This window comes from Pedobacter sp. UYP24 (assembly GCF_054057295.1).
In genome coordinates, this window is record NZ_JBSRZD010000002.1 from 64,801 (window position 1) to 91,414 (window position 26,614).

Consider the following 26,614-nt stretch of genomic DNA (forward strand, 5'->3'; position numbering starts at 1 on the left):
TCCTGTCTATTTTACTTCATACTTGTATGTTTTTCTTCCTAGCATACCATCGGCATTTATACCTTCAACTGTTACCCTGTAAGTTCCTTTACCATCACTGTTAAAGAAATTGAACTTTGCCTTTCCTTCTGCATCTGTCATTATTGATGGGTTCCAGTAAATGGTTGATCGTAAATCAGAAACCTTAGTATCATTACCATCATTCTTGTAAACTGGAGCGTAGAATTCTCTCACAACATTATATCCTCTTGGATGAGCAGTGGCTATATAAGGATTATACGATTTACGTGTTGAGCCCATTCCTCTTTTGGTAACAAAGGACAATCCTACACTACCAATCATATTGATCAATGCCTGATTGCTACGAACCACGTCAACACGTTCAATATCTGCCGGATCCCCGAAGAAAAAATCCTGACTTTCACACGGACTGATTTTCCTGCCATCTACAATTATTGCCATCACTTCTCCTCTTGTAACAGCAACATCAACCGGGCCGCATTGGTCAGAGTTATCTTGTCTAAATGAGATATTAGGAACTTTAAACTTCAGCCATTCCAAAATATTTAAATAAGCGACATCACTTGGAAGAAACCTAATGGTCTGATCAGCATGCCCCTCCAAAATTAAATCCAATCCGAATGCTCTTTTTTTCTTTCCAGCAGTAATCTGAACCTCATTAAGTTGTTGTGTACGCCCAAGCATTCCGCGTTTCTGAAGTTCCTCTTCTTGTTTCTTACTATTGTCAAAAGAAGCTTGCAAGGTTTTGCGCTGGTCTGTGTCAAAGTCACCAATGTTTGGATTCGGACTCATCATCTCATCACGCAATTTATCTACTTTAATTTCTACGTTTTTTCCACCCTTATCCGTTTGGCCTTGTACAGTGAAACTGATTTCACTTGTTATTAACAGGTTCTTAAATTTGTAAACTCCATTTGCATCAGTTATGGCCTCGTCAGGCAAGCCAGTTAATTTATTGGCCATAAGCAGCACCTTTCCACCTACAACCGGTTTATTACTCAGTGTAAATAATTTCCCTGTAATTTCCGAAGTCAACTTCTCTGCTTGATACGGCAGATTAAAAGGCGTTTCAGAAATGATATCTTTCCATGTAAATCTCCTGTAGCCCTGCGTCATCATCAACAAGTCGAGGTTGTTTTTGGTTTCCACAGTTGGGTTATTAAAATAATAATTCGGTTTTTCTATATAGCCTTTAATATCAGAGCTCAATAGAATGTGAGATATTATCGTATTTTCTTTTGTTTCATCGTAAGGTGTCGCTGCTTCGTTAATAACAGAAACAGAGAAATTACCTCGTATAGGCGTCTTCTTGTCATCCAGTGCTTGTAATGAAAGTTCCACCTTCTCTCTGGCACCATAACTTTGCTTATCAGAACCAAGCTTAAGGTCCATCAGATCATTATTCTGCACAAAAGCAATACGTTCATTAAGCGGATCCCCAGAAGCTGAGAACAGCGTAAACTGTACAATACCAGATGGAAGGTCTTTAGCAGGTATAGAAATAGAAACCGCTGCTTTATTAATCGGAACAGAGGTTGCCATGTGAACATTTCCTCCCGTTTGCGCTACAAGACTAGCAGTCTGTCCAGCTGTTTTATATAAATCAGGACTAGCGTTTATTCTTACAAGGATCGTGTCGGTTTCTGGGTTATTATAAACACTAAGCACATACCCTTTATCGAGTGCGGCAGGTAGTTTTACCACATTTTCAGACCCATCAGGATAGGTCACCTTCGCCTGATAGGTTTTGCCGGCTTCTGGGAGAAATCTAAAAAAGCCCATACCCATGTTCTGTGCCTCAAATTCTGAAACCGTGTTATTCTCAGCATCGGTAATCAATCCTTTTACAGCAACACCTAAACCATTACTACCAGTAGCTTTAAAAGCCACCCTGGTACGGATACCACTAACTAGCGGCCCACTTTCAGGGAAGAATTGCAAGTCGGTTGATGCAGATACAGACTTAACGGTAAAATCTTTGGTAATAAACTGCTTGTCCACCGTATTGATCTTGCTGTGAATCCTTGTTCCAAAAACTTTACCAGATTTACCAGGCTGCAGTACAATTCGTAAAACACCATTATTATCTGTGGTCTTCTTTTGGGTAGTGATCATATCATACCCTTCCAAAAGGTCGTAGTTTACTGTTTTATTTGCAAGGGGCTCTCCCTTATCGTTTGTATAGGTCACTACAGCGGTTAGAACAGGTTTAACACCATCTTTACTAAATTCATAATCTATTTTTGCGAATACGGGATTGGTAACAGAATTCCCTATACTGAATACTTTATCATAAAAATAAGCTGGTCCGGCATTTCTCATCCATTGAGTATAAGCACGGATCCGGTAGTTACCTTCCCGGAAACTACTGTCTGCAAGCACAAATGAACCCTTACTCATACCTGCAGTAACAGGCAACTTAAGTGCAGTAATAAGCGAGTCAGACTCGGTAATCAGATCAACATAAAGCGCACCACTTAATGCAGATAATTGATGTTTGCTTCCAATTGTGACATAGCCTTTAAACCAAATGGTATCTCCTACCACATAGTACGGCTTGTCAGTGTGTAAATAAACTTTTTCTTGTGGATTGGTGTCATTCCACTTTTGCAGAGCAGACACAATCTTATCTACCGGATCATCGCCTTTTGGAATAAAAGCGAAAGCAAATAAAGAAATTAGGGCTAGGGCGAGAACTGAGCGTTTCAAATTCATAGAGGGAATTAATTAAGTTGGTTAGAAGCCTTAAATATAGCGTAAAAAATATTTAAACACCAAAACTATATAAATTGAAGAACATTTTTCATGATATACTTAAGGTGTAGCTCTTACCTGCCTGGGTTTCAAAACTGTATTTAAAATCATTTCCAATTGTGCTTGCCTTCAAAGCACCGAAAGACGCTTTTAAGGCAGTTCTAGTTCTTAACTGGCAAGTACCACCCGAGAGCGATTTGATAACAATCTTAAAGATCTTTCCATCTTTCCATTGCAAGTCGCTAATCTCAAAATTGCCCCTTGCACGCAGTCCTATAACTTCACCGTCAGACCATGCTTTCGGCAGGGCCGGAAGTATTTGTAACTCACCGGTGTGACTTTGGACCAGCATTTCGCAAACTCCGGCAGTATAGCCAAAATTTCCATCTATTTGAAAAGGAGGATGCGCACAGAAAAGGTTTGAGTATATACCTCCACCCTCATTATAATCCACCCCCGAGCCACCAACTGGTGTAATAAAATTCTTCAAAATCAAATAAGCATGATCACCATCAAGCAACCTTGCCCAGAAATTCATTTTCCAGGCCATAGACCACCCGGTAGATACATCACCTCGTGCCAATAAGCTTGTCTTTGCAGCATTTGCCAATTCTGGGGTGGTTAAAGGACTAATCTGTCTCCCGGGGTGTAATCCAAAAAGGTGCGAAACATGACGGTGTGTATCTTTAGGGTCATCCCTGTCAGTTTCCCATTCCTGCAATTGTCCCCATTTACCAATCTTTGGTTTCAATAAATGATCTTTTAAATCCACAACATGGTCGCGGTATGTTTTATCGATGCCCAAAGCATCGGCAGATTCAATATAATTTGTAAACAAATCGTACACAATCTGTTGATCGTGAGTAACGCCATCTTCGGTAGGGCCATGCTCCGGCGACCAGCCAAGAGGCGACACTAAAGTTCCATCGGGCCTGTGTTTCAAATGGTCATCCCAAAACTCAGTGATCTCCTTTAAAATCGGATAAGCAAAAGACTTCAGGTATGCTTTATCCTTCGTATACGCATAATGTTCCCATAAAGCTTGCGCATACCAGGCACTTCCCGGAGTATTCCAAAGGTAACTCTCCCCTCCAAAAGGATTACTTTCTGTACGTAATGTCCAGCCTCGAACACCAGGATATTCCTTTTGCGTATTGATTTTTCTTACCTCCCTAATGGCATTTATATGATCCAGATAAGGGAAATGACATTCAGAAAGATTTGCTGGCTCAGCCAACCAGTAGTTCATCTGCAGATTAATATTGGTATGGTAATCACTTCCCCATGGCGGGTTATTACTTTCATTCCATAAGCCTTGCAAATTGGCTGGCAAGCCTCCCTTTCTCGAAGAACTGATCAACAGGTAACGCCCATATTGAAAAATAAGCGTTTCCAATTCTGGATCGGGAATTTTCTTGTAATCCAAAAGTCTTTTATAGGTAGGCTCCTTTAAAATAGAAGGGCTGGACGAACCCAGATTTAGAGAAACGCGACCAAATAGTTGCTGGTAATCTTTTAAGTGATCGCTTAGCAAAGTAGCATATGGCTTTGCAACAGCCTGAGTAATTACCCCTGCATTCTTAACAGCAGGGGTCTCACCTTTCCAGTTACGTGACCTGTCATTTTCAAAATCGGTTGCGGCAGCCATGTATATGGTAAAAGCATCAGCATTACTTATTCTCAGCTGCATACCACCCTTTCCATCGCTTTCTGCAATGGCAGTACCGCCTGTAGTAGATACCTTTGCATCTGCCTGATACATCATATCGTTACTCAACTTACCCGTTATAGATATGGTATTTCCATCTGCTTTCACCGGAGAACCATGTTCATCTTTTAGTCTGATAACCCCAGAATAAGCCCCTTTTTTTGTCGCAGTAAAGCGAAGCACCATCACCTTATCTGGAAAGCTGCAAAAATACTCACGCTTGTAAAAAACATTATCTTTGCTATATGAAACCTCATGTAATGATTTGTTGAGGTTAAGCACTCTTTTATAATCAGTCGGAATTTCCTGATCTTTACCGTTAAGGTCAATAAATAAATCTCCAAAAGCCTGATAAGCGCCCCTGTCCATTTCATTGCCAGTCCACAGCGTATTATCATTAAACTGCACATGTTCGTTGTATACACCACCAAAAACCATTCCTCCTATCCTCCCATTTCCTATAGGATAGGCATCGGTCATCCAAACCTTTGCAGGCTTGTTATCCCAGATTTTCAAGTCAGCCTCTAAAGCTGTTACCTTCTTTACCTGCGCTTGTGCTGTCGCTATTAAAAAGAACAGTAAAAATGCCTGGTTAATAAGTTTTATATGTTTCATATTTGGTTTGTATTTCAATACTATGCAATACCGATCATCTCAAATGTAAAGGCTTGCAAGCACAAATCAATTCCAAAAACAATTAATTCGATGGATAATTCGGCACTTTGAATATATTGCTTAATATTATGCTAAATACATAGAGGTCATGAATACACGCAGAAACTTCCTTCAAAATATAGGCTTATCAACCCTTATGCTACAGTTAACACCACTCAATAGCTGGGCAGAAAATAATATCTTAACTAATGAAAGATATGACGGTCCAGTTTTAAGAGTAGCCATTATGGGCTTGGGTAGTTATGGTTCCCGCGTAGCGGATGCCATGCAGGCCTGCACCAAAGCCAAACTAGTTGGTGTTATCAGTGGAACGCCTTCAAAAATTAAAGACTGGCAAAGTAAATACAACATTCCAGAAAAGAACTGTTATAACTATCAAAACTTCGATCAGATTAAGAACAATCCTGATATCGATGCCGTATATGTGATCACACCAAATGCTTTACACCACAACCAGGTAATTCGCGTTGCCAAAGCCGGTAAACATGCCATCTGCGAAAAACCAATGGCAGTAAATGCTAAAGAGGGTCAGGAAATGGTTGATGCCTGCAAAAAAGCAAAAGTTAAATTGTTAGTGGGTTACCGCATGCATTTTGAACCCAGAACACTAGAAGTCATCAGAATGAGAAACGCAGGTGAGTTTGGAAAGATCACTTTTTTCCAGGGACTTTGTGGGTTTCGTGCAGGCGATCCTGCTCAATGGCGTTTAAACAAACAGCTTGCTGGTGGCGGTTCTATGATGGATATAGGCATCTACGCCATAAACGGAGCAAGGTATATGGTGGGGGAAGAACCGGTATGGGTTACCGCACAGGAAACCAAGACAGATCCAATTAAATTTAAGGACGGTGTAGATGAGACCATACAATTCCAGTTCGGCTTTCCTAGTGGTGCAACGGCTTCCTGCTTATCTACATACAACATGAACAACCTGGATAAATTTTTCCTTAATGGGGAGAAGGGCTTTGCAGAACTGCAGCCTTCTACCGGCTACGGTCCGATTAAAGGTAGAACGCATAAAGGCGAATTAGATCAGCCAATTACCGTACATCAAACGGTGCAAATGGAAGAAATGGCCCAGATTATCTTTGATGATAAAAAACCAATTGTACCTATAGATGGAGAGGAAGCAGTTAAAGACCTTAAGATCATTGATGCCATTTACATGGCAGCAAAAACCGGCAGCAAGGTAGTTTTAAAATTGTAATGTTATAATAAAAGGCCTTTCAATGCTACAATGGCATAATCGCCGGTATTGCTGATTGCCTTCATAATGTCGTCAAACAGTTCCTTATTGTTTACCACTTTACCTTTTTTAGGGGCTTCAATAGCCTTAGCTTCCACGTCCATTTCATTTACTTTGGTAGCAAACCAGGTTACATTTTCATGGGGCACGGCAACACCCAGGATCATTCCAGGCAAACCATTAAATGATTCCGGACCACCAGAAACATGGATCTCATCTGTATAAAAAGCTACAACATAGATGGAATCCAAAACCAATCCATTAGCCCTCCTGCAGTTGTAACCTGCAATAATGCGTATTTCATCTGTTATCTTCCATTTGATGTTACGGATTTTGTCCTTAACCAAAAAAGTGCGTTCATAAAAATCCTTTTGAATGGTGCTGGTTCCATCGGCCAGATTGGAGTATACAATATTGAGCTGATTGGCCATCGGGCTATCATATTGATAATAAACCGATCTTTCGGGTGGAACGGGAGTAAACAACGTTGCCGTTTCAGAAAAAACGAGTTTACTTTTTAGCACCCTAAATTGCGGTTCAGTTCTCAGATACTGCTCATAATGAGGCTTAACCTCCAACGAATTCTTTGTAATCTTCTTTTTTACCAGCGCAAACATATTAGCGGTACGCTCAAACTCTATGCTGCCGCTTGTTATAAATTTATTTTGTTGGGCCCTAGAGCTCAAATTCCCAGCTATCACTAAGCAAAACATCGTTACAATTAACTTTCTCATGGTTATTTATTTTGCATTGATTTACCAAATTTGCTGAAATCCCAGCTAGCCGAAAACATAAAATACCTGCCTATTGCTGTATTGCGGGATTCTGTAAAACTACCATCGTATCCTGTCCTACTATAGCCTGTATTCTGATTAAAGAGATCATTTGCGGTAATAGAAAGTTTTAATCCTTCTTCCTTTAGAAATGACCGTCCGAAATAGGTTTTTAAAAGTAACTGCTCAAATTTTCTGTCGAATACCTTATTCTTGGCGGTAAATTTATAATTCATATCAGAACCCATAAAGAAATTACGCGGCAACTTTGTGTAATAACCTAAATCAGCATTAAATCCTTTTGAGTTGTTGTTTACTGTCTGCAGAGAGGAGGAGTTTAACGTAAATTTGGGTGATAAGTCTATATAGTAAGAATAGACAGTCTGGTTCTTTCTAATTTCAAATTCTGGAGAATAGGTAGTTAATTTAGTTTTTTGAAGCTGACTATTTATATAACTATAGTTACTGCTTCCATCAATTGTCATACCTATAAAAACAATAAAATCAAGCTTGGTGGCATGACCATATACCTCTCCATAAACCTGGTAAGAACTTCGCTGTTTGCCTTTTATATTAGACGACATATAGGTGTTCACCCCTAAAGAATCTGTATTTCTATTGCTCACTATCGGATTTATGGTATTCCCAAAATAGCCCCTAAAATTAATACCCCTATCTAGGGTTGGCTCATACAGGTAATACCTGTAATTTAATGTACTCGAAAATGAAGGCTTCAAACCTGGATTACCAACATAGATGTTTAAAGGATCGTAATTCTGTCGAAGCGGCTGCAGGTCGTAAATACTTGGTTGTTGCGTATATCCATAATAACTTAAACTGATGTTTGATGATTTGCTCAGTTTATAGTAATAGCTGGCATTGGGGGCCCAGTTAATGAATTTTCGACTAATCGTATTCCCTACTATAAATTTATCTGTCTGCTTTAATCCATCATTACCTATACTACTACCAATACTCGCATTGCTTTTATCGCCATTCGCATAGCGCAAAGAGAAGTTGTATTTATTAGATAAATTAACCAGACTGAAATCACTGCTAAAAATAGAATCCAACATGTTAAATTGTCCGGAACCCGATTTATTGAAAGATTTATTGGTATTATCCTTTACACTTCTTGAATAATTATAGCCTGCATTAAAAGACAAAGTCTTAGAAAATTTATCAGAATAATTAAAACCTCCTGAAACATTGCTGTTTCCAGTTTTGGAGGGCTTAAATTGATCAATGCTTTCCTGGCTTTCTACATTCCCAAGTGTGTTATAATATTTTAAATCAGAAAGCTGATAACCAGAGCTTTCATAATCAGATAAATTTGTTGAGCCATTTATTGAAATGCTGCGCCCATTTTTATTGAGCCGTTTGGTGTAGCTGGCGCTAGCATTGGCAGATTCATTTTTTCTATCACTTATAGAAGAAGTTACATTGGTATTTTGCAGAATCCCATTTCCACGTACCGTGTAGGCGTTGTTACTGCCGTTATACGTTCCATTACCAGTATTCCCACTATAATTCACATTAAGATCGGAGGTAGAATCAATTTTAGAGTTAAATGAACCGCTAAGCGACTGATTAAAAGTGTAACTATTAAAGCTGCCGGCATTGCTTCTGAGATTAAAATTACCCGGTAAATTATTTTGTGTAATTGAGCTGCTGTTGCCATCCACATTCAGTGCGCCTATCTTATAATTGGCATTGATGTTCTGTTTGTCCTTGTTCCATTTGGTATCAAAATGCATTCCCGCGTCGCGGGCAATTGGAATTCCATTACCGTAATATTCACGTCCACTATACCCAAACCCATATTTTGAATTGTCAGAACCATCTAAACCAACCTTACCGGTATTTCCAAAATTGCCATAAGCTGAGATCTTCTTTTTAACATCAAACTTATTAACCATTGCCTGTTCGCTATAAAAGTTATCAGTACCATAACCCCCATCCAACTTACCAAAAACACCCTTCCTTTTGTCTTCGCTCAGCACTAAATTTATGGTCTTCACCTTTATTCCATCATCAATACCTGTTTTCTTAGCAGCATCACTTTTTTGATCATATACCTGAACTTTACTCACCATATCAGCCCTAATAGTTTTAGAAACAAGGGTTGGATCATCACTAAAAAACTCCTCCCCGTCTACCAACAATTTGCTTACTTGTTCACCCTGAAAAATGATGGCGCCACTCTGGTTAATCTTCATTCCAGGTAATTGCTTCAACAGATCATCTGCTTTTGCATTCTTTTGCGTGGCGTAAGCAGCAGCATTAAACTCGGTGGTATCCCCTTTAATCTTTATTGCCACAATCCTTGCCTTCACAATCACTTCGTTTAGCAAGGTAGCCTTTAATATCATACCTATCCTACTGAAGTTATAACTAGGTTTGGCAGCATCAAGCGTGAAATTTTCTACAAAGTCCACATAATCAGGATAAGTGATCATGATCAGATACTTACCTGCCTGCAGGTTTTTGATATCAAAACCTGCTTTGTTGGTGTAAGTAAATTTTTGAAGCGTAGAATCTTTGGCATTAAGCACACAAACAGTAGCTTTCTCTAAGTTGCTTTTTGAAGTGGTATCTATCACCATTCCCTTTACAGAAAAATCAGTTTGCGCAGATGCAGAAAAAAAAGAGAGAAATGATAGCATCACTATCAGTACCATTAATTTCATGAGCGTTATATTTGGTAAAGCAATATAAAACCAAGCAATTAGTTAATCACAATGTAACCGATAAATTACAATTTATTCCTGCTCCATTCGCTCCAGGAACCTACGTACAATTTAGGGATATCCAATCTGGCATAGTCCATCGCCAGCAAAGTATGACAAGCTGTAATTCCAGAACCGCAATGTACAATTACATGCTTAGGATCAACACCCTCAAGCGCTTTCAAGTATTTTTCTTTCAGTACTTCAGGGGAAAGGTAGGAACCACTTGAATCTAAATTTTCGGTATAGGGGATATTAATCGCACCTGGAATGTGACCTGCTACTAAATCAATCGGTTCCGTTAAGCCGGCATAGCGATTGGCATCGCGAACATCAATCACGATATGATCATCCTTTTGTACCACTTCTTCCACTTCGGCCATATCAGCTAAACCCAACTCCCATGAAGTCATGTCATAACGGGGAACAGCCTTTGGAATTTCTACGCAAGCATCAGTTGGAAACCCTGCCTTTACCGCAGCGTCATAACCTCCATTAATGACCTGAACTTTATCATGACCAACAGCCCTCAGCATCCACCACAAACGTGCTGCGGCATTACCGCCATTTTTATCATCGTAAACTATGACATGGGTACCTTTAGAAATTCCTAATTTTGCAAGAAACGAGCTAAACTGCTCAAAAGTTGGCAGTGGGTGCCTGCCTCCTATTGCAAAATCTCCAATATTTGCCAGGTCGTTGTTCACATCTGCAAAAAAAGCACCCGCCAAATGCTGTTCATCAAAGCGGACTTTAGACCCTGCACTGGCATCCACAATGACAATATGTTCAGATAAACTTAGCGTAACCAGTTCTTCAGGTTGTATAATTGGGGAGATTTTTACAGACATATCTATTCACTTTGCCCAAAGATAATAATCTGCTTTACAACTGTAGCATTTAGCTTATTCTACTCGTATTCTATATATTGCTAGTCTATTATCTAAACTTATCGCGATTATGAGCATCAAAAAATTGTTTTTCATGTGTTTCTTTACATCGCTTAGCGGAATCTGCTTCGCACAGGTAAAACTTAATGTAAAAGCCGGACTAAATTATGCCAATGTCATCGCAAAGGACGACAGTGGAACCCAGGAAAAAACTTATTCAATACCAGGAATTTATGCAGGGTTAGGTATAAATCTCCAGCTATCTGATCAATTTTCCATCCAACCTGCTATTGCATATGCAAGAAGAGGCTTTAAAGAGCGTGGAGCAACAAACCGTTACGGCTTTGGAGAAGACTTCAAAGCAATGGTATCCTATTTTGAGTTGCCGATAGATTTCATATACGCTAAGCAAATTGGTGAAGGTAAACTACTGTTTGCAGCCGGACCGTACGTTGGATATGGAACCGGAGGTAAATGGACTTCAAAATCAGATGTCATTATAGGCGATATTGCAATAGGTAATAAAGGGGACATAAAATTCCAAAGCGATGCGTCTTATGGTGATTACGGCACCTATGTTTACGCTAAACCTTGGGACTATGGCGTACATTTCAGTGTGGGGTATTCATTTTGCAGCAATTATTCCATATCCTTTAATGTGCAACAAGGAATTGCAAATCTACAACCAAGGTGGTCTGATTATCGGTCTGAAAGTAGTGTCAGAAACAAATCTATTGGCTTAACGGCGGCCTACAGCTTCTAATCCCAACGGTACCCTATTTGTAATAAAAGCTAATTCTTAGCTATCCTGTACAATTTACCTCCATCAGTTGCAGCATAAATAGCACCGTCTTTACCAGTTGCCATGCAGCGCCAGCGTTCATTTTTATCAGCAAGCAGGCGCTCTTCACCAACTACTTTGTTGTCTTTGATTACCAAACGAACGATATGTTGAGCGCCCAATGCACCTAAAAACAGGTTGTTTTTCCATTCAGCAATGTTACCAGTATAAAACATCATACAACCTGGCGAAACACTAGGATCCCAATAATATACAGGTTGTACGGTACCTTCTTTTTGTTGGATTCCATCATAAACTTTCTTACCACTATATTCAATACCATAGGTAATAAAAGGCCAACCATAGTTACCACCTGCTTTAATTAAGTTAACCTCATCACCTCCACGCGGACCAAATTCAGCTTCCCAAAGATCACCAGTTAGTGGATTGATGGCTAAGCCATCAGGATTACGGAAACCATACGCATAGATCTCTGGTTTAGCATCTGGTGTTTTCACAAATGGATTACCTGAAACAGGCTTTCCTTCTTTAGTAATGTAGATAATTTTACCGGTAGTAGCGCCTAGTTCTTGTGCTTTTACACGTATTTCATTAGACTGACGATCGCCTGAACTAACAAAGATATTTCCTTGTTTATCAAATACCAGGCGCGAACCAAACTGACCTGCTCCTTTATAGCGGGGGGCGGCTTCAAATATCACACTTACATTTTCTAATTTAGTTTCATCAGCTGATAACTTTCCCTTAGCCACGGCAAGCGTAGCACCGTCATCGCCAGGTTGTGCATAAGTCCAGTAAACCATGCGGTTCTTTGTAAACTCAGGATCTATATTTACATCCAACAAACCACCCTGTCCTTCAAACTGCACGGCCGGAAATCCAGTAATCGTTTTATCAAGTTTACCAGCAGTTGTAAATATTTGCATCGTTCCAGGTTTACTGCTGATCAATAAGCGACCATCTGGCAAAACATGCATACCCCATGCTCCTTTTAAGTCTGCACTAATAACTGTTGATACGTATGAAGTAGCAGTAGTAACACTACCAATACGGGTCTGTCCGGCAAAGGCTGGCTTATACTCACTATTGGCTTTATTCTTTTCAACTGGCTGACCAGCTTGCGCAAAAGCAGCTGAACTTGCTGATAGCAGAAACATACCAAAGACAAACGGTTTATACATTTTTGAATACTTCATAGGGATCGTGGATTATTTTCAGTTAAACTACAACAATAAGGACATTATGTTTAATTACAACATTATTTTTACAAAATTAGTCTATTCCTCTGGGAAGCCACCTAGTATTTTGTTAACATTATTGTCATTTAACAAGCGTAATTTATGAATATATTTATATGGGAGAATTAACTTAATAGTAATGTTGAGCACGTCTTTTCTTAATTTTAATGACCTAATATAGCACTTTATTATATGAAGAAAATATTACTCATAGCCTTAATAGGCCTCGGATTTACTGCTTCTGCACAGCAGGCAGCTCAACCATTTTTATATACTGTTAATTCATTAACAGGACAAGAGCCTCAATGGAACCTCCATTATTCTGGAAGCTATGGTGCACGCACCTCTGGCCAGTTTGGCTATGATGGTATGGGTCAGCAGTTTGGTGTTAAGGGCTATCTTGGTAACCGTTTTACCTTATATGCTACGGCTGCAATAGGTTTCGCCAACAGAGGCGGAGTAACATCCTCGCAACAAGCTGAAGTTTTACGTGACCTAATAGGTGGTGGAAAGCGCTCTGAAGGCTTCAGACTTGGTATAGGGTTAGGTGCTAGTCGCGATTGGTCCAATGTCAAATCGGCTACAAGCAGGGTTGTGCTATCCTTCGACCAGTCGAAATGGCGAGCAACGGGAAATCTAAGATTTGAGAAAGCATTCGACAATAGCAGAGATAAACTTGATTTTATCAGCAGTGTAGGTTTTCAGTATCGCTTATCACCTTCCTTATTCCTAGGTTTTGAGGCCGTTGGTCAGGATTTAGAAGGATTTTGGGAAGCAAATGAGGCTGAAGGTGGTGCAAAACTAATGGTTGGCCCTTCTTTAAACTTATCGCCAGCAAATTCAAAACTCTCCTTTTCGTTCTCAGGTGGACCGGTTTTCTACGCCACAAGAAGTAACGCCTTGCCATCAGAAGCAATCCGTGAACTTGGTTCTACTATGAATGGATATTCACTAAGGGCATTAATTAATTTTAATCTTTTTAATAAGTAGTAATGAAACAATCATATCTTTTAGTAATTATCGCCTCTATTTGGTGTGGACAAGCCTTTGCTCAACTACCAGGCAAAACAGGTCAGAACAATCAGATCCTTTTACCCAATGGCTGGAAATTAAGTCCTGCAGGACATTCCATTCCATTGGGCGACTTACCATTAAACCTTCAACTCAGTTCCTCTGGTAAATATTTGGCCACCACCAATAACGGACAAAGCACGCAATCACTTCAATTGATAGATCCAAAAACGGAACGAATAATAGATGAACGCATATTGGCTAAATCATGGTATGGATTGGCATTTAGCAATGATGAGCAACACTTATATGCTTCTGGAGGCAATGACAACTGGATCTATGATTTCCGGTTAAAAAATGGAATGCTTGGAACTTGTGACACCATTAAACTCGGCCAGGTATGGCCAAAAGGCAAGATTTGTCCGGCTGGTATTGTAGTTAATAAATCAAACAGCAGGCTATACACCGTAACAAAAGAAGACAGTACGCTATATATCATCAATCCCGGAGAGAAGAAAATCCTTAAAAAAGTTCAGCTCCCTGCAATTGCTTATAGTTGTGTCCTATCTAAGGATGAAAGCAAATTGTACGTTTCATTATGGGGAGGCAAAGGCATAGCTGTAATTAACCTCGCTACTGAAAAAATAGTAAAAACTATTCCGGTAGGTAATCACCCTAACGAATTGCTAATTAATAATAAAGGAACTGTTCTTTTTGTGGCCAATGCCAGCGACAATACGGTATCGGTAATAAATACCCTATCCGGTAAAGTAATAGAAACCATTGCCACAACCCTTTACGCAACTCAATTAACAGGATCTACAACAAATGGCCTGGCGCTCAGCGCGAATGAAAAAAGCTTATACATTGCCAATGCAGACAACAATTGCCTTGCTGTATTTGATGTGAGTAAACCAGGCAGCAGCCAGAGCCAGGGTTTCATCCCAGTTGGATGGTATCCTACTAGTGTTAAAACGCTGGGTAATAAAATATTTGTCAGCAATGGAAAAGGAAATACCTCTCTACCTAACCCCAGGGGACCGCAGCCAATTTCTAAAGTAGACAACAGTGGTTACCAAATGGGAAGTACAGCTAATGATAAATTGCAGTACATAGCCGGACTTTTTAAGGGTAGCTTATCAATCATCACTGCTCCTAAAATAGAAGAGCTGAAATCTTATACCAAACAAGTTTATACCAACACTCCATTTACCGATAAAAGGACGACTGAAGCTGACGGAGAAGCCGGAAACCCAATCCCTCGCAGAGCTGGAGAGAAATCACCCATTAAACATGTTTTCTATATTATCAAAGAAAACAGGACTTACGATCAGGTACTTGGTGATCTGCCGCAAGGCAATGGCGATTCGTCTTTGTGTTTATTTGGAAGAAGGATAACACCAAATCAGCACGCACTGGCAGAGAATTTTGTGTTGCTGGATAACTTCTATGTAGACGCCGAAGTTAGTGCTGATGGCCACAACTGGAGCATGGCAGCTTATGCGACTGATATCATTGAAAAAACATGGCCTACAAGTTATGGCGCTCGTGGTGGCTCCACCAGTTTTGAGGGTGGTAGAGTAGCAACCTATCCTAAAGATGGTTTTATTTGGGATTACTGCCAGCGCGCTGGAGTCACTTATAGAAGCTATGGCGAGTTTGGCGAATATTCCAAAGCCGGCATCAAATCATTGAAAGGACACATGGGGCCGAATTCTCCAGGATTTGACATGAATATTTCAGATCAGGTAAGAGCAGATGCCTGGGAACACGACTTTGACTCACTTTTAAATGCAGGTGTAGTCCCGCAGTTTAGTACACTTAGAATTTCTAACGACCATACCAGTGGTCAGAAAAAAGGCAGTGTATCTCCTCAGGCAGCTGTGGCTGATAATGATTTGGCAGTAGGCAGAATTATCGAACATCTATCACATAGCTCGATTTGGAAGGAATCGGTGGTATTTATACTGGAAGATGATGCTCAAAATGGCCCAGACCATGTAGATGCGCACAGATCGCCCGCTTATATTGTGGGTCCATACGTTAAACGAAATACTGCGGTTCATACCATGTACTCCACATCAGGTTTCTTAAGAACTATGGAGCTGATCCTCGGACTTCCTCCTATGAGCCAGTATGACGCAGGTGCGATGCCTTTATTTGAATGCTTTACCAGCAAGCCAGATTTTACGCCATTTAATCTGTATAAGCCTTTGATAAATATTGACACTAGAAATGTGGCAGTAAATGAAAGCAGTCGGCGATCAGAGAATTTTAACTTTGCAAAAGAAGATGCTGCACCAGACCTCGACCTAAATGAAGTAATTTGGAAGTCTGTAAAAGGCGAACATAGTGTTATGCCTGCGCCAAAGCGAAGCGCCTTTGTTATCCTGGAAAAGAAAAAGAAAGGCGATGACGATTAATTAGGTGGATCGCTAAAAGATTTATTGTTTTTATTGTAAGGACTTCAGGCTTTCTCCGACAAACTTTATAGCCTATATTTATGCTCATGAAGTACAACAATGACAGATAAACCCAGCGAAACGCTGATACAAAAAAACACCGCTGATCCACTAAACTGGGTAGGTAACTATTCTGATTACCTTTTTCGGTACGCGATTACCAGGCTAAATGATCATGAACAAGCCCGCGATCTGGTGCAGGAAACTTTTCTTGCCGCACTAGAGAAGCTGGAACAATTTAAGGGAGTAAGCACAGAGAAAACCTGGCTTACGGCTATCATTAAAAATAAGATCATAGACATTTATCGCAAAAAATCTTCAGGACTTGCAAAAAATGAAGAGACAGAAAGTATAGATTACGATGAGCAAGGTTTTTTTAATCCTGAAGATGGACACTGGAACATTCAGCACCGCCCAAAAGAATTTGGCATTGAACAGGAAGACCAACTGATCAGTAAAGAATTTCAACAAATCCTTCAGCGATGCATGCAGAAGCTTCCATCTTTATGGTTTTCGGTATTCAGTATGAAACATCTGGATGAAGAGGCAACTGAATTTATTTGTAGCGAACTTAAAGTAACTCCAGCTAATTTCTGGGTAATTATTCACCGTACGAAAGTAAGCCTAAGGTCTTGCCTTCAAAAAAACTGGCTTTAATGGATTCAATAAAAAAAATAGCCTACAACTGTAGGAAAGCGACTTTCCTTATCGAAAAGCAGCAAATCAGCAGTATTACTTTACAGGAAAAAATTGAACTGAAGATCCATTTAACTGGATGCTCTATATGCAAATTATTTCAGCAACAAAGTATGCTGATCAACAAAATGATGGGTAAACATTTTGCTGACCAGCATAAAAGTATCAATCTTGACTCCCAGTTTAAAGCGCAATTGCAACAGAAAATCAACGATAAGCTGCAAAAAAACTAATCTGGCTAACCTTTAAAGTTCAGTCAACAAGGTTTTAATAGAAGCTCGCTTCTGGTAGTTTTTATCAAAGTGGACAAACTTAATTTTACCAGACGGACTAATAATGTAAGTTGCCGGAACAGGTAAAGTATGGCGGTTATTTCCATTGTTAGCTTCCAGGTCTACACCATAAGTTTTGTATTTCGCAAAAGTGTTATCGTCCATCCTAAAATCCACTCCATAAGCTTTCATGATCTTATCATCCGCATCCTGTAACATAGAGAAAGAAGCATTGGTTTTCTTAATGGTTGTGTTGATGTTCTCTTTCGTTTCGGGTGTTATACCGATCACATAAGCATTTTTACCCGTCAGCAATTGTAACGAATCCTGCAATTCTTTAATGTGTTTGTTGCAAAAGGGACACCACTGGCCGCGGTAAAAAAACAGAACTACGGATTTTTTAGATTTAAGAACCTTCTTTAGATCTATCTTTTTGCCATTTTGATCCATGCCACTAAAGAGTGGAGCCTGCTGCCCTACTTTCAATCCAGTTTGTGCATAAACGCATATTTGCAGGCATACAAGTGTTAAAGCAATAAGAACTGTTTTTTTCATTTGTTTAATGTTTTGGGTTTTCATGTTTGTGCGATATCATATAATGCCTTAGTCGGTTCGGTCAATAATACCTTACAGAAAAAATAAAATAGATATTACCCTACGTTCAGAGGTCTCACTTCCACTTTACTAGGCAATGTTCTTGCAGGCATATTTAGTAAATCAACCACCATCTGACCAATATCTTCAGGCTGTATTTTCCAGGCATCTTTTTCTGCATTCGGTTCATGATCTGCGAAATGAGTAGCCACCGAACCCGGCATAATAGTCGTTACTTTAATGTTATACTTTCTTAAATCAAGCATTGCAGCCTGGGTAAACCCTGTTAGTCCGAATTTACTGGCATTATAAGCAGAAGCTCCCGGAAAAAAGTTCGTACCTGCTAAACTGGAGATGGTAATGATATATCCTTCACTTTTTTTCAAAGCATCCAAAGACGCCTTTATGCTGAAAAACACGCCCGTTAAGTTGGTATTTATCGTGTCATGCCACAACTCTTCTGTTAGCTCATCTATTGGTGCAAAATAACCCACACCTGCATTGGCAATTAACACGTCCAATTGTCCCCAGGCATCCAACACATCCTGAACTGTTTTAATTTGCGAAACCAAGCTTTTTACATCAGCTTCCAATCCAATAACCTCACCAAATTCTTTTAATTGTTGAACAGCACTATCCGCATTTTCCTTACTGCGACTAGTTATCGCAACTTTATATCCTTTTAATAATAAAGACTTTGCAACACCAAAGCCTATACCCTTGGTTCCTCCAGTTACTAGCGCTACTTTTTTCATTTCTTTTTCCATAGTGGTAATCGATATATAAAAAGGCAATATCGGGTTATTAAAAAAGAAAAAATGTCATATTATTAAGAATGTACCATTTATGATTTAAATTGAATAATGTCTATCTTTATATTATGACTACGATGACATTACAAGTTCCAGATGCTCTTGAAAAAGCGCACGATGAAACGATTCGGTTTCTTGCAGCTAAACTTTATGAGGCTGGTAAATTATCTTTAGGACAGGCAGCGGAAATGTGTAATATGAAGAAATGGGACTTCCCCGAAGTGCTTGCTACCTATAATGTAAGCTATTTCCAGTATTCAGAAGAAGACCTGGCTAATGAATTTAAGTGATGCCACGCAGACGGTAGTAATTACTGATACCAGTTGTCTGATTATTCTTGACAAGTTGGAGTTGCTGCATATCTTACAAAAACTTTTCTCAGTTGTGCTGACTACACCAGAAATAGCTGAGGAATTCGGTGCCCAATTTCCAGATTGGATAGTTGTTATTTCTGTAAGAGACAAATCATTACAACAGAAATTTCTTGAAATGGTTGATCCCGGCGAAGCTAGTGCAATAGCACTTGCCCATGAAATAAACAACCAATACCTTATCACCGATGACTTAGCAGCTCGTAAACTTGCCATTACGATTGGACTTCCAGTTATCGGAACGCTTGGCGTTCTTATCAGAGCAAAATCATATGGAATAATTCCTCTTGTAAAACCAGTGATTGAGCAAATGAAGCAAACCAATTTCAGAGTATCAGAAGCGCTTTTCGCTACGACTTTGCAACAAGCAAGAGAATAAAATTCAAAACAAAAAGGACACAATTTTAGTAGAAGAATAAAGGTAAACACCCTAAATTAAATAAACGTTAAAACAGAAAACATGAAACGTACAGCAAAAGCACATTGGAATGGCAACTTACAAGATGGTAAGGGCGAAATCAGTACCCAAAGCACCATACTTAACGAAACTCAATATTCGTTTAAGACCCGTTTTGCAGACGGCGTAGGCACCAATCCGGAAGAACTAATAGCGGCTGCACATGCAGGTTGCTTTACCATGGCCGTAAGTGCTACCCTAACCCAACAAGGTATCACCGCTGGCGATCTTAGTACAGAAGCTATATTAGATCTGGATATGCAGGCTTTAAGTGTAACTGGCATTCATTTAGAATTGAAGGCCAGCGCTATTGAAGGCGTTGATGAAGCTAAATTTAAAGAAATTGCAGAAGGTGCTAAAACAAACTGCATCGTATCGAAAGCACTTAACGTGCCCATTACTTTAAATGTTACTTACGGATAGTAAATAGGTTTGTCTTTTAAAATTTTGATGAGCCAGCGTTAAATAACTAGCGCTGGCTTTTTGACGTCTATAAAATCTGTAGACATGCAGATTTTATAGGATCATTGTTCAAATGCATTCATGTCTTGATTTATAAGTTGATTGATAATGAAAAAATAATTATTGCAAAACTATCGTGATTAAATATTAAAAAGATTAGCGATACAGACTACCTTTGCAAAAAATTAACACAATGAGCGAAATAGAAAAATATCCAGTTTTAGACTATATAGTAAATACATTAAAGAATGCCTTAACTGATGCGAAACTAGAGATCAAAGCACGAAACGAATACATAATTAAGGATGGTAATGACGAGATACTACTTAGGCAAGAACCTACTAATGAAGGCAATGCGGCTACCATCCTGATCACAGATAAAAGACATATCATCTTTAGTGAAGATTTATTAGAAACCCTGCAGTACATACACCAGGATATCGTTGGAAATCCAGAGTTAATGAAAGCTTTAGAAAACGCAACTATTATCATTAATGACTTAGATATTGAAACCGAATTGGTTTTCCAGGCCATAAAAGATCAGTTAGATCAGTTGAGTAATAGCTATGAGTTTATACAATCGGTTGAAAATAAGATTACTAAGATTGGAGCTGGTTTTAAATTTGGAAAACACATTTTCAGGCTAAACATCAACAATGAACCGAAGGAGATTTCCATAGAAACAAGATTTACTCCAACTTTTGATCCAGCTATCCAGAAAACAATAGCTGCCGATATCCAAAAAGTTCAGGCCGCTGTAAACAAGATGTTTAAAGAAGATTGATTGCTTGATCAGTTTCTGATGGTTGATCGGTTTGTTGGTGTTGTAAGTTAACTGGGTAATTTACTTTTATATCCACTACTTAATGGTGTTTCTAGCCACTCCAGTTAAGCCACGACCGGACAGATATACTGCTGAACTATCACCGATTAGCAATCTAAGAGATTCAGGATTTATATGACTGATATCAAGTTTTGAAACACCTGTTACATTTGCTTGGAGATACTTCACACTAAATGTTGGAGAACCTTTCAAATAAGGATTTTTTTCAAACAAAATGTCGGAAGAGTCCTTCTGCATAATGTTCAGTGAATCAATTATGGAAATACTTGTTTGCATCTGGAGTTGCGATTTGCCAGACATGGATATATTTAATTTTTTTTGCCTGATATCAAACATTTCCAGGTTAGTGTTCAAACCGTTTACAGATAATAATTCAGGTGCTGAGATGCGTAGCAAAACATTATTCGATAAAAAATACTTATCGTTTAGATTACTAGCTTTATAATCGAATTTTAAATGTAAAGTGTCATTTTTGACAAACACTTTAACTGTGCTATCTTTTTCATATCCTTCCCAAATATCGTAGACCTTCACAGAACAAGTATTGTTCTGTTGAAAATAAATGTGAGTCTCATTACCGCCTTCAATAGTAAGGTGCTTAAATGGCTTACTAGAAATCTTGTTGTAATTCCAGTAAAAATCAGTTTTGTCAATGTGCATTAGTTGGTTCTTCAAAAGGATGTTTGATGCAAACAGACTTGATACTAATAATATAAATAGCGCTAATAAGATTGAAGAACTAATTTTCATGATCTATTGTAATTATTAAATTTTAAAATGTATGCGTCAAATTGTTTGGCAATTTCTTCTGGGTAGATTTTCAATAAGTACATGTTCCGCAGAAAAGTTGGAAGTTCATTTTCTATAAACTGCTCACGTCTAAATATCATAACCCGTTCTATTGCCTGATCCTCAACAAAGTACCCTATCCCTCTTTTATTACTGATGATATTTTTGCCTTGTAGGAAATCATAAGTACGCTGAATAGTATTCGGAGTCACTTGCATTAAGATTGCAAGCTCTCGAATGCTAAGTATTCTATTTCCAGACTCCCATTTTTTAAGTAAAATCTGATCAGATACATATTCTGCTATCTGTAAGAAAATCGCTTGCTTTTCTCTAAACTCCATTTACATCTCCTTCTCAGATAAACGAATATAGGCAGTGAGCCATAAGATAATTGGCAATATATAATACGCAATATATTTTGTGAATTGATTGATGCCTTCTGGTAAATTTAAGATGCCTCTATTATCTCCAATCTTTAAAAACACACTCCTATAGGGTACCGATGTCTCCAAACCATCGAACAATATAGAACCAATCAATAGATTTAAAAAATATAGAACGGAAAGTATTGCACATAAAACAAGTGCAACTTTAATAAAACTAACCTTATTGAAATATAATGACCCAACTAGCATTGCACCTGCAACATTAACCAAAACCATATATACCATTTTCGCTATATTATTATCAAAAGAAAATAAATCCACACCATCATAAAGCTTTTTATAGTTATAGGCAGACGGATCAAGACTATTGTGGTATCTATTTACGAACTCTATATCTATCAAACGGTAAACTCCTAAGTAAATCACAGGAAATATTACTCCAGCAATTAATATTGCACAAAACCATTTTTCAAAATTTGAAGCGGGAAGCATTAAAAAGGAAATTCCACTAGCAGTCGAATTAAAATAATTGAAAACTGTTGAAGCCATAAAGCTACCTCCTAAAACAAACCCGATCAAAAAGGATGCTACCTGTGCTTTACCTATTCCTGCAGACTGTTGCACTGAACCATAGATAATTAATGTTATTATCAAAGAAAGTCCGAGCAGTCCAAGTATCTGCGAAGGTCGCTCAAAGATGGTCTTTATAAACAGCCAGCTAAATCTTTTTAAGTTGAAGTTATCATTCATTGAATTCAATTTTTAGTTAATATTTCAGAGGTTAGGATGGATCAGAGGTTGCTCCGTTAAAAAAATGCTCTAAATTAATCCTTGAATATTCTTTTTCTTTATTTTCTCTAACTATTACCGCGCCCCGCAAATGGTCCTCTCTATAAAGAATTTTAGTATCAACAGGTATTTCCTCAACAACATCAAAATAGAATTTTTCAGATATTTCATCCATCGTTGCATGCACTATTAATCGACCATCGTTGACTATAATCAATTTATCTATCAAATTTTCCAAATCGCGGGTTTGGTGGGTTGAAATCAGAATGGTACGTTCATCTGACATTACAGTCGCTATTAGTTGCCTGAATTGCGACTTAGACTGAATATCCAAACCATTTGTAGGCTCATCCATTAGCACAATTTTAGTATTACAAGCTAGTGCGAAGGCAATAATAAATTTCTTTTGCTGTCCAAAGGAAAGAGAAGTCAGCCTTCCTTTTATAGATACACCAAGTTCTTCAAGCGATTGGCGGAAACTACTTTTATTAAAATTGGGATAAAACGGCGAAAAAATACTCACATATTGTTTAGCTGTTAAAGAAGGAACATAAACCTCCTCTGGAATATAATATACTGTTCTTAGAAAAGACGGCTTGCGGTGTCTAGGCACTAAAGAATCTATTTTAACACTGCCGCTTAGTGGAAATAATGTCCCAGCTATATTCTTTAGTAAAGTTGATTTACCTGCTCCATTCATTCCAAGCAAACCATATATATACCCCTTGTCAATAGTAAGAGATAAATCTTCATAAAGGAGATTGCTTTTGCTATAACCAAATGACAAATTCGATATTTCAATCATAAGTGTAGTAGTTAAGTATTACACTGCTAATGTAAACTTTCTTTTTTAAATTCTAACTTTTTTGGAAATAAAATTCAGCAGAGGTGAAATACTGATGTTTTGTATATTTATTACTTTAAAATTTTTTACAAAACTCCAATCTAGTCAAGCATTATAGTCGATGCTCCTTACCTCCTGCCTTTACACTAATACCATACAAGAACCATATTCAGACCATACATCTCCACTAAAAGTGGTACCTTTTTGCGAAGATGTATGGTCTGTGTATCGAAGAAGTACCGTAGCAGCTCCAAGGCTGTCTAATAATAAAGCCATATAGGCTTTTAATACGTCAATGAACTTCTGCTGCCGGCTATCACAGCTGGCAGGTTAAATCTAAAAATCGATTTATTTTAAAATTGAACCGAAACAATGCCTGTTATTTTTAGCTGATCAGCAATGGCGGAGCATGTTCCCTGTTTCCACAATCTATTAGAAATTATCCCTAACAGATTAGTGTGATTTGGCTTGTAAAAACCTCATTTTATTACAGTTGCAAATGTAGGTAAAATAGCTGATATTTCCAAATAAATTTCGGTATTATTTTAAATTAAACATATTGATTTACAGATAATTACATTCATTTTTTAGAGTTAGAAATAGATTGATTTTACACCCTATTTTTGACTTAATTTGGTACCAAAATTACGGGAAATTACTACCTATATTTTCTTCTGTAGTCCGGCATTAATGTGGGCTTAAAATGCCTTAGTAATTAGCAGATTGCCTGTCTTACATGACTTTATTAGCGAATTGGAGCAGCGGCAAGGCAACGCAGCTATCGACAATCAAGATGCAGACTTTTGAAGGTGTACCTGCTAATATTTTCAATATCATCTACATCACCTGGAGCGCCTTTCGTGCAGGCTACTAGGTATCTTGGAGCACTAAAGGTACCCTTTTCCCCTCCAAAGTACCTGTAAAGGTACTTGCAGTGCTATAACACCCCTGTTGAATTGGCTATGAAATTCAGTATTTTTCTTCCGCAGTACTAAAAATTATAAAAAAATCTTCACAAACATTTCATCTAGTCCTTAAAATTTAAAAAGCTTAACGCCTAACTTGGTTGAACACTCGCCTTACTTGCTCATTTCCGTTAAACAACCCATAAAATTACATGAGATTTTCATTAAGTTTGCAAATAGCACCTAGTAAATCATTGAGCAATTCAGCATGTTAGCGAACCTTAGTTCTATCTCTACCATCTCAAGAGTGATTGACACTGCAGGAAGTCACCCAGTGGTTGTTATGGCAGAGGACATCGAAGAATATGCCTGCAAATATGATGCGCCAAGTAAACTCATTAACGAATATATTGGACATCAATTTCTTCAGCTTTGGGGATTTGACCTTTTTCCCGCTGCATTTATTCAAATTAAAAGGGAGCACATACCTGATAACATCTTGGGTGGCAGAATACAGATACCTATGTTTGACAGGCCCTCTTTCGGCCTCTTATACAATAACAATGCAGGTGAGATCAACAATACACTATTAGGATTAAGGAATGACAGTTACGAAATCGCTAAGTTTGAACAACGCTTTGAGGATCTTATGAAGATTGGCCTATTCGATCTTTGGCTGGCAAACGATGACCGTAACCATAACAATTATAACCTTCTTTCTTTAGGAAATAGATTCATACCCATAGATCATTCTAACCTATTCGATGGAAATGGATTAGGCCGAAAACTTTGTCCACTAACTTGGGAAGATAGCGTACTTAGTTCCGATTTGGCAGTCACATTTCTAAATAATAAGAAAAAAATGATAGCAATGCATAATGACCTACTTGAAAATTTCCCTACCTTTGTAACGAGTTGTAAAGCTGCATTATCTGATATAGTTTTGGACATTCCCGAGACTTGGTGTAATGATAAAGCAGGCCTTATTGAAAAAATTTCTTCAAGCGTGATCGACAATCCCGCATGGATAAAACAAATACTACTTTTTCAGAACTTATTCATAACTTTAATCGTTAAAACAAATCATGAAAACTTTTTATTCCATATTGTACTGTGCTATCCGTCCCAATTTAGACGAGAAAATCAGTATTGGGATATTTATGGCAAATGATCAGCATTGCAAATTTTTATATTCGGCAGAAAAGCTACAGGTTATAAAGGATCTATTCACAGAAGAAGCTTACAATACCATCAAATTGCATCTTAAATCCTTAAGCAAATTGTCTACGGAATGTGTAAACGATTTTATGCACTCCCACAAAGGGCAAAAATTCTTTAGAGAGGAATATTTCAATTATCTGTCGCGCTATGCGCAAAACCTTATTACCTATTCAGCACCAAACCAAATAGATTTAGAAATCACCGATAGCATCTTTAACAAGCTTTTTGAAAAGTTTATTTTCCATTTACCAGAAATTCAAGCAACAAAGAACAGTCCAATCGAAGTAGTACGCAAGCGTCTTACAAAGACTATTAGAGGAAGAGTGAATTTTGATTTCGAGTTCAAAAAGAATGAAATTCCAGGTCTTATCGTACCTGCAAGAGTTTGGTTCATAGGTAAAAATGAAGTACAGGTAACAGGAGAAACAAAAAACTTTAATGGGTTCCCCCATATCATCCAACAACAAATTAATGCACACCTTTTTCTAATCGAAAAGATTAAAGAAACAAAGGAAGGCAAAAACGGACATTTTTTCTTTATAGCTGACGAGCCAGAAAAATCGCTCAGCGAAAACCATAAACTATGGAAAGCGGTAAAGGATTCTAAAATGCTGGATATGGTGCCAACCAACGAAATAGGTAGAATTGAGGAATACATGGAAAAGCACGGTGTTGAACCTCTTTTCGCTACTAAGTAATCACATCGGCATTTTCTTAAAATGATCCTACCGGTTCTAGATGCAAATCTAACCACTTTTCTAATCAACACAATGCAGCGTTTATAGTTCTTGCCACTCCCACGAGGGCACTTACTGTATAACAGAATATGGGCAGGGTACAGTGATTCGCTACTTTCCTGTTAG

Annotated in this window: 26 protein-coding genes; 13 read left to right on the forward strand and 13 right to left on the reverse strand. The window is 38.3% G+C overall.

Annotation, left to right across the window (positions count from 1 at the left end):
- Positions 1 to 6 precede the first annotated feature (6 nt).
- Positions 7 to 2,736 (reverse strand): TonB-dependent receptor, encoded by a 2,730-nt coding sequence (locus tag ACVWYN_RS04925; RefSeq protein ID WP_457287719.1) that lies wholly within the window; start codon positions 2,734 to 2,736, stop codon positions 7 to 9.
- A gap of 88 nt (positions 2,737 to 2,824) precedes the next feature.
- A complete protein-coding gene (locus tag ACVWYN_RS04930; protein ID WP_457287720.1) occupies positions 2,825 to 5,098 on the reverse strand; it encodes a glycosyl hydrolase family 95 catalytic domain-containing protein in 2,274 nt (757 codons plus the stop codon).
- Positions 5,099 to 5,246: 148 nt separating this feature from the next.
- Here ACVWYN_RS04930 and ACVWYN_RS04935 point away from each other — a divergent pair, with 148 nt between their 5' ends.
- Positions 5,247 to 6,365: a Gfo/Idh/MocA family protein gene (locus ACVWYN_RS04935; RefSeq protein WP_457287721.1), complete on the forward strand. Its 1,119-nt coding sequence runs from the start codon at positions 5,247 to 5,249 to the stop codon at positions 6,363 to 6,365.
- Positions 6,366 to 6,367: 2 nt separating this feature from the next.
- Here the strand turns inward: ACVWYN_RS04935 and ACVWYN_RS04940 are convergent, their stop codons facing one another.
- From ACVWYN_RS04940 to ACVWYN_RS04950, 3 genes are all read right to left on the reverse strand, one after another.
- Positions 6,368 to 7,138, reverse strand: coding sequence for a GLPGLI family protein (locus tag ACVWYN_RS04940; protein ID WP_457287722.1), 771 nt, complete (start codon positions 7,136 to 7,138; stop codon positions 6,368 to 6,370).
- A 2-nt stretch (positions 7,139 to 7,140) separates the two neighbouring features.
- On the reverse strand, positions 7,141 to 9,867 hold the full coding sequence (locus ACVWYN_RS04945; protein ID WP_457287723.1) for an outer membrane beta-barrel protein: 2,727 nt from the start codon (positions 9,865 to 9,867) through the stop codon (positions 7,141 to 7,143).
- Positions 9,868 to 9,932: 65 nt separating this feature from the next.
- Entirely contained in the window at positions 9,933 to 10,757 is an 825-nt protein-coding gene (locus ACVWYN_RS04950) for a sulfurtransferase (protein WP_457287724.1), read from the reverse strand.
- A 109-nt stretch (positions 10,758 to 10,866) separates the two neighbouring features.
- On the opposite strand from ACVWYN_RS04950, the gene ACVWYN_RS04955 reads away from it, so the two are divergent.
- Entirely contained in the window at positions 10,867 to 11,559 is a 693-nt protein-coding gene (locus ACVWYN_RS04955; protein WP_457287725.1) for a porin family protein, read from the forward strand.
- 29 nt (positions 11,560 to 11,588) lie between these two features.
- Here the strand turns inward: ACVWYN_RS04955 and ACVWYN_RS04960 are convergent, their stop codons facing one another.
- Positions 11,589 to 12,794 (reverse strand): PQQ-dependent sugar dehydrogenase, encoded by a 1,206-nt coding sequence (locus tag ACVWYN_RS04960; protein WP_457287726.1) that lies wholly within the window; start codon positions 12,792 to 12,794, stop codon positions 11,589 to 11,591.
- 234 nt (positions 12,795 to 13,028) lie between these two features.
- On the opposite strand from ACVWYN_RS04960, the gene ACVWYN_RS04965 reads away from it, so the two are divergent.
- The 4 genes from ACVWYN_RS04965 to ACVWYN_RS04980 all read left to right on the forward strand — a co-directional run bounded on the left by ACVWYN_RS04965 (position 13,029) and on the right by ACVWYN_RS04980 (position 17,238).
- Positions 13,029 to 13,826, forward strand: coding sequence for a hypothetical protein (locus ACVWYN_RS04965; RefSeq protein WP_457287727.1), 798 nt, complete (start codon positions 13,029 to 13,031; stop codon positions 13,824 to 13,826).
- A gap of 2 nt (positions 13,827 to 13,828) precedes the next feature.
- Positions 13,829 to 16,270 (forward strand): bifunctional YncE family protein/alkaline phosphatase family protein, encoded by a 2,442-nt coding sequence (locus ACVWYN_RS04970; protein WP_457287728.1) that lies wholly within the window; start codon positions 13,829 to 13,831, stop codon positions 16,268 to 16,270.
- Between the two features lie 99 nt (positions 16,271 to 16,369).
- On the forward strand, positions 16,370 to 16,966 hold the full coding sequence (locus tag ACVWYN_RS04975; RefSeq protein ID WP_457287729.1) for a sigma-70 family RNA polymerase sigma factor: 597 nt from the start codon (positions 16,370 to 16,372) through the stop codon (positions 16,964 to 16,966).
- Positions 16,966 to 17,238, forward strand: coding sequence for a hypothetical protein (locus tag ACVWYN_RS04980; protein WP_457287730.1), 273 nt, complete (start codon positions 16,966 to 16,968; stop codon positions 17,236 to 17,238). Before ACVWYN_RS04975 ends, ACVWYN_RS04980 begins: the two co-directional genes overlap by 1 nt.
- A gap of 12 nt (positions 17,239 to 17,250) precedes the next feature.
- On the opposite strand, the gene ACVWYN_RS04985 is transcribed toward ACVWYN_RS04980, so the two are convergent.
- Both ACVWYN_RS04985 and ACVWYN_RS04990 read right to left on the reverse strand, forming a co-directional pair.
- Positions 17,251 to 17,832 (reverse strand): peroxiredoxin-like family protein, encoded by a 582-nt coding sequence (locus ACVWYN_RS04985; RefSeq protein WP_457287731.1) that lies wholly within the window; start codon positions 17,830 to 17,832, stop codon positions 17,251 to 17,253.
- 95 nt (positions 17,833 to 17,927) lie between these two features.
- On the reverse strand, positions 17,928 to 18,638 hold the full coding sequence (locus ACVWYN_RS04990) for an SDR family oxidoreductase (RefSeq protein WP_457287732.1): 711 nt from the start codon (positions 18,636 to 18,638) through the stop codon (positions 17,928 to 17,930).
- A 122-nt stretch (positions 18,639 to 18,760) separates the two neighbouring features.
- Here ACVWYN_RS04990 and ACVWYN_RS04995 point away from each other — a divergent pair, with 122 nt between their 5' ends.
- The 4 genes from ACVWYN_RS04995 (at position 18,761) to ACVWYN_RS05010 (ending at position 20,757) form a co-directional block, all read left to right on the forward strand.
- On the forward strand, positions 18,761 to 18,973 hold the full coding sequence (locus ACVWYN_RS04995) for a UPF0175 family protein (RefSeq protein WP_457287733.1): 213 nt from the start codon (positions 18,761 to 18,763) through the stop codon (positions 18,971 to 18,973).
- Complete coding sequence (locus ACVWYN_RS05000; RefSeq protein WP_457287734.1) at positions 18,960 to 19,433, forward strand: DUF3368 domain-containing protein; 474 nt, start codon at positions 18,960 to 18,962, stop codon at positions 19,431 to 19,433. The genes ACVWYN_RS04995 and ACVWYN_RS05000 overlap by 14 nt, the downstream gene beginning before the upstream one ends.
- A gap of 81 nt (positions 19,434 to 19,514) precedes the next feature.
- Complete coding sequence (locus ACVWYN_RS05005) at positions 19,515 to 19,934, forward strand: OsmC family protein (RefSeq protein ID WP_457287735.1); 420 nt, start codon at positions 19,515 to 19,517, stop codon at positions 19,932 to 19,934.
- Between the two features lie 232 nt (positions 19,935 to 20,166).
- Positions 20,167 to 20,757 carry a hypothetical protein gene (locus tag ACVWYN_RS05010; protein WP_457287736.1) on the forward strand — a complete coding sequence of 197 codons (591 nt, stop codon included), beginning with the start codon at positions 20,167 to 20,169 and terminating at the stop codon, positions 20,755 to 20,757.
- A 75-nt stretch (positions 20,758 to 20,832) separates the two neighbouring features.
- Here the strand turns inward: ACVWYN_RS05010 and ACVWYN_RS05015 are convergent, their stop codons facing one another.
- The 5 genes from ACVWYN_RS05015 to ACVWYN_RS05035 all read right to left on the reverse strand — a co-directional run bounded on the left by ACVWYN_RS05015 (position 20,833) and on the right by ACVWYN_RS05035 (position 23,901).
- On the reverse strand, positions 20,833 to 21,567 hold the full coding sequence (locus tag ACVWYN_RS05015; RefSeq protein ID WP_457287737.1) for a hypothetical protein: 735 nt from the start codon (positions 21,565 to 21,567) through the stop codon (positions 20,833 to 20,835).
- On the reverse strand, positions 21,564 to 21,947 hold the full coding sequence (locus ACVWYN_RS05020; RefSeq protein ID WP_457287738.1) for a GntR family transcriptional regulator: 384 nt from the start codon (positions 21,945 to 21,947) through the stop codon (positions 21,564 to 21,566). The genes ACVWYN_RS05015 and ACVWYN_RS05020 overlap by 4 nt, the downstream gene beginning before the upstream one ends.
- Positions 21,948 to 22,742 carry a hypothetical protein gene (locus ACVWYN_RS05025; protein WP_457287739.1) on the reverse strand — a complete coding sequence of 265 codons (795 nt, stop codon included), beginning with the start codon at positions 22,740 to 22,742 and terminating at the stop codon, positions 21,948 to 21,950. It abuts the gene before it with no gap.
- 31 nt (positions 22,743 to 22,773) lie between these two features.
- Positions 22,774 to 23,586 (reverse strand): ABC transporter ATP-binding protein, encoded by an 813-nt coding sequence (locus tag ACVWYN_RS05030; protein ID WP_457287740.1) that lies wholly within the window; start codon positions 23,584 to 23,586, stop codon positions 22,774 to 22,776.
- Positions 23,587 to 23,766: 180 nt separating this feature from the next.
- Positions 23,767 to 23,901 carry a hypothetical protein gene (locus tag ACVWYN_RS05035; RefSeq protein ID WP_457287741.1) on the reverse strand — a complete coding sequence of 45 codons (135 nt, stop codon included), beginning with the start codon at positions 23,899 to 23,901 and terminating at the stop codon, positions 23,767 to 23,769.
- 460 nt (positions 23,902 to 24,361) lie between these two features.
- On the opposite strand from ACVWYN_RS05035, the gene ACVWYN_RS05040 reads away from it, so the two are divergent.
- The 3 genes from ACVWYN_RS05040 to ACVWYN_RS05050 all read left to right on the forward strand — a co-directional run bounded on the left by ACVWYN_RS05040 (position 24,362) and on the right by ACVWYN_RS05050 (position 26,449).
- The gene (locus tag ACVWYN_RS05040; RefSeq protein WP_457287742.1) at positions 24,362 to 24,499 is read left to right on the forward strand and encodes a hypothetical protein; all 138 of its coding nucleotides are present in this window, start codon (positions 24,362 to 24,364) and stop codon (positions 24,497 to 24,499) included.
- A gap of 299 nt (positions 24,500 to 24,798) precedes the next feature.
- Positions 24,799 to 25,701 carry a hypothetical protein gene (locus tag ACVWYN_RS05045; RefSeq protein WP_457287743.1) on the forward strand — a complete coding sequence of 301 codons (903 nt, stop codon included), beginning with the start codon at positions 24,799 to 24,801 and terminating at the stop codon, positions 25,699 to 25,701.
- The gene (locus tag ACVWYN_RS05050) at positions 25,691 to 26,449 is read left to right on the forward strand and encodes a hypothetical protein (RefSeq protein ID WP_457287744.1); all 759 of its coding nucleotides are present in this window, start codon (positions 25,691 to 25,693) and stop codon (positions 26,447 to 26,449) included. The genes ACVWYN_RS05045 and ACVWYN_RS05050 overlap by 11 nt, the downstream gene beginning before the upstream one ends.
- Positions 26,450 to 26,614: the final 165 nt, after the last annotated feature.